7 protein-coding genes are annotated in these 8,923 nt (G+C 60.8%); 6 read left to right on the forward strand and 1 reads right to left on the reverse strand.

Going from position 1 to position 8,923, the window contains the following annotated elements:
* Nucleotide 1 precedes the first annotated feature (1 nt).
* The 6 genes from HF921_RS03690 to HF921_RS03715 are packed head-to-tail and all read left to right on the forward strand — an operon-like array spanning nt 2 to nt 6,119.
* Complete coding sequence (locus HF921_RS03690) at nt 2-145, forward strand: peptide deformylase (RefSeq protein WP_455692635.1); 144 nt, start codon at nt 2-4, stop codon at nt 143-145.
* Complete coding sequence (gene fmt / locus HF921_RS03695; RefSeq protein ID WP_215893332.1) at nt 138-1,079, forward strand: methionyl-tRNA formyltransferase; 942 nt, start codon at nt 138-140, stop codon at nt 1,077-1,079. Before HF921_RS03690 ends, fmt begins: the two co-directional genes overlap by 8 nt.
* Nucleotides 1,076-2,374, forward strand: a complete 1,299-nt coding sequence (rsmB, locus tag HF921_RS03700; protein WP_215893333.1) for a 16S rRNA (cytosine(967)-C(5))-methyltransferase RsmB — start codon at nt 1,076-1,078, stop codon at nt 2,372-2,374. Before fmt ends, rsmB begins: the two co-directional genes overlap by 4 nt.
* Nucleotides 2,371-2,508, forward strand: a complete 138-nt coding sequence (locus tag HF921_RS03705) for a hypothetical protein (protein WP_226817800.1) — start codon at nt 2,371-2,373, stop codon at nt 2,506-2,508. Before rsmB ends, HF921_RS03705 begins: the two co-directional genes overlap by 4 nt.
* Nucleotides 2,478-4,691, forward strand: a complete 2,214-nt coding sequence (locus HF921_RS03710) for a sensor histidine kinase (RefSeq protein WP_215860694.1) — start codon at nt 2,478-2,480, stop codon at nt 4,689-4,691. The genes HF921_RS03705 and HF921_RS03710 overlap by 31 nt, the downstream gene beginning before the upstream one ends.
* 21 nt (nt 4,692-4,712) lie before the next feature.
* On the forward strand, nt 4,713-6,119 hold the full coding sequence (locus HF921_RS03715) for a sigma-54-dependent transcriptional regulator (RefSeq protein ID WP_215850621.1): 1,407 nt from the start codon (nt 4,713-4,715) through the stop codon (nt 6,117-6,119).
* 327 nt (nt 6,120-6,446) lie between these two features.
* Here HF921_RS03715 and HF921_RS03720 read toward each other — a convergent pair.
* Nucleotides 6,447-8,923, reverse strand: a 2,477-nt coding sequence (locus tag HF921_RS03720; protein ID WP_404813108.1) for a GH36-type glycosyl hydrolase domain-containing protein, incomplete at its 5' end; no start/stop codon positions are given.

Raw genomic sequence — 8,923 nt, forward strand, 5'->3', positions numbered from 1 at the left:
ATTGGAGGCCGATGGGTTGTTGGCGGTTTGCCTGCAGCATGAGATTGACCATCTCAACGGTACCCTTTTTGTCGATCATCTGTCCCGCCTCAAGCAAAACCTGATTCGCCGTAAGGCGAACAAAAGGGTGCGGCTCGGTGACTAGAAAACAGCGCATTGTTTTTGCCGGGACACCGGAGTTCGCGCGCCTCATTCTGGTCGAATTGCTGCAAGGGCCGGAAGAAGTCGTCGGCGTATTTACCCAGCCGGATCGTCCGGCAGGCCGGGGGCGGGCGTTGCAGGCCAGCCCGGTGAAGCAGGAGGCTGTGGCCGCAGGCATTCCCGTTTTTCAGCCGGAATCGTGTAAAACGGGCGAGGCTCTGGATCTGCTCCGGAGCCTGGCGCCGGATTTGCTGATCGTCGTGGCCTATGGACAGATTTTGCCGCAGGTGGTTCTTGATCTGCCGACGCGCGGTGCCATCAATGTCCATGCCAGTCTCCTGCCCGCCTGGCGTGGCGCGGCGCCCATCGCCCGGGCCATCGCGGCGGGCGACAAAGAAAGCGGTGTCGCCATCATGCAGATGGAAGCCGGGCTCGACTCCGGTCCGGTGCTGTGGGCGGAGCGCGTGCCCATTGCGCCCGATGACACGGCGGCCAGCCTCCATGACCGTTTGGCGCGGTTGGGCAGCGTCGCCTTGCGCCGGGCTCTGGACGGGCTCTGGGCGAATCGGCTCAAACCCGTGCCCCAGGACCCCGCGCTCGCGACCTATGCCCGCAAGCTGAAGAAGGAAGAGGCACGCATCGACTGGCGATTCCCCGCGGCGACGCTGGAGCGTCTGGTGCGGGCTTTCAATCCCAGCCCGGTCGCCCATACCCTTTTTCGCGACAAAGGCTTGCGGGTCTGGCAGACGCAGGTACTGGCTGTCCGGGATGATCAGGCGCCCGGCACTATCAGCGCCGTGGGAAAAGACGGGATAGTGGTGGCCTGTGGCGAGGATCAATTGCAGTTGCTGGCGGTGCAACCCGCAGGCAAGGGTGCGCTCAGTGGCAGTGATTTCGTCCGCGGTTATCGTCCGCAAATCGGTGAAGTACTGGGATGAAGGAAACGCGGCCAGAAACTGAAGGGGGGAGAAGCACATCGGGTGTGGCGGTGCGCAAGACGGCCATCGGCGTGTTGCAGGGCGTGGATAGTGGGCAGACGGTGGATGCCGCCCTGCTGCCGGTACCGTTGACAGGCGCCGATCGCGCGACCGTGCAATGGCTGGTTCTGGGCACGCTGCGCGAGTACCTGCCCGTGCAGGCCCTGGCCGCAAAACTGTTGCGCAAAGACTGGCGCGAGGAAGATAGCGACTTACGCTTCCTGCTCAGTTTGGCTCTGTTTGAGTTGCGCCATGGGCAACGGCCCGCCTTCGCCGTAGTCAATGATTGGGTTGCGATGACGGAGGCACTGAAAAAGCCCTGGGCGCGCGGCCTGATAAACGCCGTTCTGCGTCGTTATCTGCGTGAGCGGGGGGTTTTGGATATGGCGCTGGTCGATCGCGACCTCGGGCATCCGGCCTGGCTGGCGGCGCGTTTACGCGCTGCCTATCCCCAAGACTGGCCCGCCATTGCCGCGGCCAATAACGCTGCGCCGCCCCTCTGGCTGCGCGTGAATACGCAACGGGTGGATCCCGGCGACTATCGGCAATTGCTGGCAGAACAAGGCCTTGAAGCGAAAGGCGTGGCGTGGAGTGAGGCGGCATTGTGTTTGCCCGCCAGCGTGCCGGTAACGATCCTGCCGGGCTGGGATGCCGGTTGGGTGGCGGTGCAGGACGGAGCGGCACAAATGGCCGCCCACATTCTCGCGCCCCAGGAGGGGGAACGGATTCTCGACGCCTGTGCGGCTCCTGGCGGCAAGACCGCCCACCTGTGGGCACTGGGGGCGACGCGCCTGGATGCCCTGGACCGCTCCGCAGAACGCCTGAAACGGGTGCGCGAGGCACTGGAAAGACAAGGCGGTACGGTACATTTGCAGGCGGCCGATGCCGCAGAAAGCGCCACATGGTGGAATGGCGAGTTCTATGACGCCATCCTCCTGGATGCGCCATGTACCGGCACCGGGGTAATCCGTCGCCACCCTGATATCCGTCTGCGCCGCCAAATGGATGATGTGACTGCGGCTGTAGCACAGCAGATGCGCTTGCTGGAAGGTCTGTGGCCTTGTCTGCGCCCCGGCGGTCGGCTGCTCTATGCCACCTGCTCGGTGCTGCCCGAGGAGAACGAGGAACAGATCATCGCCTTTCTCCAGCGTCATTCTGATGCGCACCGTTCCGCGCACCCGCTGACGGGGCAACGTCTGCCCGGTCAGGACGCAATGGATGGTTTTTACTATGCCTTGCTGGAGAAGGCCGCATGAGCCAGGACGACGCGTTGGCGGTGCGGGTATATATTGACGTTCGGGCCTTACCCCTGCCGTTGCGTTTGCGTGCTCTGCTGGGTCACTGGAAACGGGAGTCCCCATGGATCGTCAGCGCGCCCCTTTCGCACTAAGAAGCTGGCTGCGCGCCTTGAGCGCCGGCGCCACCCCGGAGCGGCAGCGGGTGGGACCGCGCTGGGGCGCTGCCCTGCTCCTGCTGGCTATCGTCGCCTTTCTGGGGGTCAACTTTTTCACCAGCGCCGGAGGGCCGCTGAGCCACTATTTTGTGCCGATGCTGGTGATTTCCGCAGGAATCGTCCTCTTTCTGGTCATTCTGGTGCTGGTTTCGGTGGTGGCGCTGCTCTTGCGTCTACGGCGCGGCGAAGTGGGCAGTCAGTTGGCCACCCGCCTGGTGGTGATTATTACCCTGCTCAGTTTTCTGCCGGCGGCCATCGTCTTCGGTTTTTCCTGGCAATATCTGAATCGGGGCGTGGACTCGTGGTTCAGCAGCGCGGTGCAAAGTGCGCTGGATCAGGCGTTGAACGTGGCGAAGGCAGGTGTGGACCGTTACCGCAATTCCACCCTGCTGGCGGCAGAGAGCATCGCTCAGGCCCTGGTGGGGGAGTCTGACAGCAACGCCGTAATCACCGTGATCGCCTTACGCGATCAGTATCATCTGGGCAGCGTCACGCTCTTTTCCGGCGATAACCGGATTATCGCCACCAGCAGCGATAACCTGAGTCTGGCACCGCGCCTGCCGCGCCGGGAAATCCTCGCCATGGAAGAGAACCACCCGACCGCCTCTATTGAGCCGGAGGCCAACGGCGCTTTGCTGGTGAAGGTGCTGATCCCGGTACTGAGTCCGCATCTGGGACAGGGCGGTCATATTCTTTATGTGGAGCAGCCTATCCCCGAGCAGTTGACGCAGGCGGCAGATGCGGTGCAGGTGGCTTATACCCGCTACCACCAGTTGATGCTGATGCGCGAACCGATGAAGACGGCCTTTCAGCTCAGCCTGGCGGTGGCCTTGCTGCTGGCCGTATTGTCGGCGGTATGGATAGGCTTGCACCTGGCGCGCCGACTGACGGCACCTATCGCACGACTGGCGGCGGGCACCCAGGCGGTGGCGCGCGGTGAGTTTATTCCCTTGCAGACGGTGGCGAGTCACGACGAGTTGGGTGTCCTGATACATTCGTTCAACAATATGACCCGGCAACTGGCGCGGGCCAAGCAGCAGGCGGCGGCGGCGCAGGAGCAGGCGGAGCAGCGGCGGCTGTATCTGGAGACCGTGCTCGGACAGATTTCCAGCGGCATCCTGACCTTTGATGGCGAAAACCATTTGGCTGAGGTCAACGCCGCGGCGACCCATATTCTCCAGGAAGATTTGCCCAGGGGCAGCGCCCTGGATATATTGCATGATGGCACCGCGCTGGAGCCCCTGTGGACGCTGGTGGCGGACTGGGTGGAACACCCTCGTAACGGAATGCAAAAAGAGTTGCAGATCGAGCGCTCCGACGGGCCACAGACCATTATCGTGCATGGCGCACACTTTGCGGATGATGCCGGTAGTCGGGGTTTCGTACTGGTTTTTGATGATATCAGTACGCTGGTCGCCGCCCAGCGTAGCGCCGCCTGGAGCGAGGTGGCGCGGCGCCTGGCCCACGAGATCAAGAACCCGCTCACCCCCATTCAACTCTCCGCCGAGCGGTTGCGGCGCAAATATCTGGAACGTCTTGGCGATGAAGGCGAGACCCTGGATCGTGCCACCCGCACTATTATCCATCAGGTGGATGCCCTCAAGGTGATGGTGGACGCCTTCTCGGAGTACGCCCGGCAGCCGCAACTGGAGTTGCGCCTTCTCGACCTGAACACGCTGATTCTGGATGTGCTCGATCTGTATCGCGGGCAAGAGAATGGCGTGGAGATTCGGGCCGAGTTGGGTGCGGGCCTGCCCCTCCTGCGGGCGGATGTGCATCGGCTGCGCCAGATTCTCAATAATCTCCTGCGCAACGCCATGGATGCCCTGCAGGGGGATTCAGAAACTCCGGAAGGTAAACATATCCTGATTCGCACCCGCCTGACCGACTCCGACCCGGCAAAGATGCTAGAGTTGAGTGTGTTGGACGACGGCCCCGGTTTCCCGGCCCAGTTGCTGGCGCGGGTTTTTGAGCCCTATGTCACCAGCAAGGTGAAGGGTTCGGGGCTGGGTCTCGCCATCGTCCGGCGTATCGTTGAGGAGCATGGCGGACAGATTGTTGCGGATAATCAGGGGTTGCAGGGCGGGGCACGTATCGTTATTGATTTTCCGTTGGGTTGAAACAAGTATTCAGGAGGTGACATGGAAGAGGCACGATTGAATATTCTGGTGGTGGATGACGAACCCGATATCTGCGCGACACTGGCAGAAATTCTGGAGGATGAAGGCTACAACGTGCAAACCGCGGGGAGTGCGGAAGCCGCCGAAGTGCTGCTGCGCGATCAGATGGTGGACCTCGTCCTTCTCGATATCTGGATGCCGGGTGAGGACGGCGTCAGCCTCTTGCGGCGCTGGGCCGAAGCGGGTCTGGAGCAGCCGGTGGTGATGATGTCCGGGCACGCCACCATCGAAACGGCGGTGCAGGCGACCAAGCTGGGCGCCTATGACTTTATCGAAAAGCCGCTGTCGCTGGACAAGACCCTGCTTACCGTCACCCATGCCCTGGAATCCAGTCGCTTGCAGCGCGAGAACCGCGACTTGCGCGCGCAGGCCGGCTGGGTAGAGCGGCCGAGCGGCGAGAGTCCGGCGATCCGACAATTTCGCGAGCAGTTGCAGCGGGTGGCAGCGGTGGATTCCTGGGCGTTGCTGCTGGGCGAGCCGGGTAGCGGTAAGGAAGTGGCCGCGCGTTATCTGCACCGGCAAAGCCGACGGGCACAGGGGCCTTTCGTGGATCTGCGGGCCGCCGCCATCGCTCGCCCCAATGTCGCCATCGAGCTCTTCGGCAATGAAGATCATGGCAAACTAACCCGCGGGCGTCTGGAAGTGGCCCATGGCGGCACGCTCTTCATCGACGAAATTGCCGATATGGACCTGGAAACCCAGGCGCGGTTGTTCTCGGCCTTGCAGGAGCGGCGCATCATCCGGGTGGGTGGGACGACGCCCGTGCCCGTGGATGTACGGGTGATCGCCGGCAGCGCACAGGATTTGGCACTGGCAGTGCAGAGCGGGCAGTTTCGCAGCGATCTCTACTACCGGCTCAGTGCCCTGCCCCTGAAGGTGCCGCCGCTGTCCGCGCGGAGTGCGGATATCCCGGCGCTGATAGAAGAGTTTGTACGCTTTTATGGCGCCCGCGATGGCTTGGCGGCGCGTCACTTTGCTCCGGAAACCCTGGATGTGCTGCACCATTATCCCTGGCCGGGCAACGTCCGCGAATTGCAGAATCTGGTGGAGCGCTTGCTGATTCTGGCGGAAGGGCCGGAGGTCAGTGCGGAAGAGGTGGAGGGCGCGTTGGGACTGGATAATCGCCTCGTCCTCGTCAACAGTAATTTCGACGGGGAAGATTTTGGCGGTACCCTGAAGCGCGCTCGGGAGCGTTTTGAGCGCGCCTTCCTCGAATATCATTTGGCCCGTAATGACTGGAATATCGCGCGGACGGCGGAAGTGGTGGGGCTGGAGCGCACGCATCTCTATCGCAAGCTGAAGAACCTGAGTATCGCCCTGAAGGGCGAGCGGCATGCGGGCGAGGATGGGGATGAGGGGGAGGGGTGATCAGTAAGCGCGGTAAACCGCCTGTCAAAACGGTGCCTATCACCGATGAAACGCTGAATAGTATGTTTGGATATATGAAAGGTACCGTCACCATTCACGGAGATATCGTAGCCCCGTCGGGCGAAGTCTGGTCTGCGGAAAATGGTGATGAAGACCATTTCTATGCAGGCTTGCGACCCCGCGAGAACAAAAGTGGCTAACGCTGTATTCCGGGCAATAACCCGCAAAGCCCGGCTTGTTAGATTACGAACAGCAAATCCAGAGAAATGCAATCATGGTACACCGTTCCTCCTAAAGCGGATGGCGATAAGTTTCCCAAACATTTATTTAGTCGAGGTAGACATCGACATCGTGCTCGCGGCGGTCATCCATGAGCGGAATCCTGTCTTGCGGCAATTCAGTGTCATCCAGGGTAATGCGCACTACCCGCGCTGATGCGGTGCTATCAGCATGGACGGTGATATGATACAGCGTGTCGCGGTAGCGGTAGTGGACCTTGTAGGATTTCCAGTCCGCCGGGACGCGGGGCGTGATGCGCAGGTGATCGACCTCAAGCGATAGGCCCAGCAAGGTTTCGATCGTTAATCGATACATCCAGCCCGCTGCGCCGGTGTACCAGGTCCAGCCACCACGCCCGACGTGTGGTGCGGCGCCATAAATATCGGCGCAGATAACGTAGGGTTCTACCTTATAGCGGGCGATAGACTCTGCGCTACTTCCGTGATGGACCGGGATGAGCATGTTGAATAATTCCCAGGCCCGCACTTTGTCACCCATCTGGGCAAAAGCCATGGTGGTCCAGACCGCGGCATGGGTATATTGCCCACCGTTTTCGCGCACACCGGGCACATAGCCTTTGATATAGCCGGGTTCGAGTGCTGACCGGTCGAAGGGTGGGTTAAGCAGCCGGATAAGCTGTGCATCGCGACTCACCAGATGTTTGTCCACCGCCGCCATGGCCTGTTGGGCCCGCAAGGGATCACCCGCACCGGAAAGGACGGCCCAACTCTGGCTGATGGAATCTATTTGGCATTCGTCATTCGCAGCAGAACCAAGGGGCGTACCGTCATCAAAATAAGCCCGCCGATACCAGGCACCGTCCCAGGCATTCTTTTCTACGTTCTCCTGTAATACGGCGGCCTGTTGCAGACAAAGATCAACGATAGCGCTGTCCCCCCGGCTGCGCGCGAGCCCGGCAAACTGCCGCAGATTCTGAATCAGGAACCAGGCCAGCCAGACACTCTCACCCCGACCCTCGTGACCGACCAGATTCATCCCGTCATTCCAGTCGCCACAGCCCATCAGCGGTAAGCCATGGGCACCAAATCGCAAGCCGTTTTTGAGCGCCCGCACACAATGATCATAGAGGCTGGCGGATTCGGCAGATTGCTGGGGCTGATCGTAGTAAGACTCTTCCTCGGGATTCAGCTCGCGGCCTTCGAGAAAATGAATGGTTTCGTCGAGCACGCCACTATCGCCGGTGGCCGTCACAAAACGACAGGTGGCATAGGGTAACCAGAGATAGTCATCCGAAATATGGGTGCGCACCCCTTGGCCGTGGGGCGGATGCCACCAGTGCTGGACATCCCCCTGATGGAATTGGCGCTCTGCACAACGAATTAGTTGCTCCCGGGCCAGCCATGGTGTGGTGTGAATCAGCGCCATGCTGTCTTGTAATTGATCGCGGAAACCATAAGCCCCGCCCGACTGGTAATAGCCGCTGCGGCCCCAGAGTCTGCTGGAGATGGTCTGGTAAATCAGCCAGCCGTTCGCTAATACGTTCAGTGCAGGATCCGGGGTTTCCACATATATCGTACCTAAGGTCCGGTTCCAGTATTCCCGTACCCCTGCCAAAGCTTGCCGCGCACGCTCCCTACCGGCGAAGCGGTCTATATATTGCTGCGCTTCGTCGGTACTGGCTGCCGTACCAAAAACAAACACGATCTCGCACTCCGTGCCTTCAGCCAGATGAATCGGCGTCTGTATGGCGGCGCAGGGATCAAGGCCCGCCCCTGTTTTACCTGATAAACGGTTGCGATACAGTGCCGCAGGCTTGGCAAGCGTACCATTACGGCCGATAAACTCGCTGCGGTTGCCGGTGATTGTACGCTCCTGTTCACTGGTCTGAACGAAAACGACCCGATGCCCGCATTCGCGGCCATAGTCATTGTGGGCATACAGCGCACCGTTGCGCAGATCGCTTTCGGTGACGATATGCATCATATTGGCATGGCGCCACTCGCCGAGCACCAGTTCCCAGTATGCCGTCAGCGAAAGCCGCCGCGGGCGCTTGGAATGGTTACGCAGTTTGACCACCACGAATTTCACCGGCGCCTCCATCGCGACGTAGGTGGTCATTTCTGAAGAGATCCCCGACTCGTAATGTTCAAAAACGGTGTATCCAAATCCGTGGCGGCATACATATCCGGACTGACCGCAGGCGGGTAGTGGAGAGGGGGACCAAAACGCCCCCGTGTCTTCGTCGCGGATATACAGGGCTTCGCCGCTACTATCACTCAGGGGATCGTTGTGCCATGTGGTCAGACGGAATTCATGGGCGTTTTCGACCCAGGTATAGGCGCCGCCGCTCTCGCTGATGACGGTGCCGATATGCGGACTGGCAATCACATTGACCCAAGGGGCGGGCGTACTTTGGCCCGGCTCCAGACTGATGACGTATTCACGTCCATCGGTCGTGAATCCACCCAATCCGTTGAAAAAAATACGTTCACGCGGAAGCAGCGGCTGTATGATCTCGGTGGCGGGGGGTGGCCGCGGGTTCAGCGGAGCAGGGAAGCGATCCC

The organism is Acidithiobacillus ferriphilus (assembly GCF_018854775.1).
GTDB lineage: Bacteria > Pseudomonadota > Gammaproteobacteria > Acidithiobacillales > Acidithiobacillaceae > Acidithiobacillus > Acidithiobacillus ferriphilus.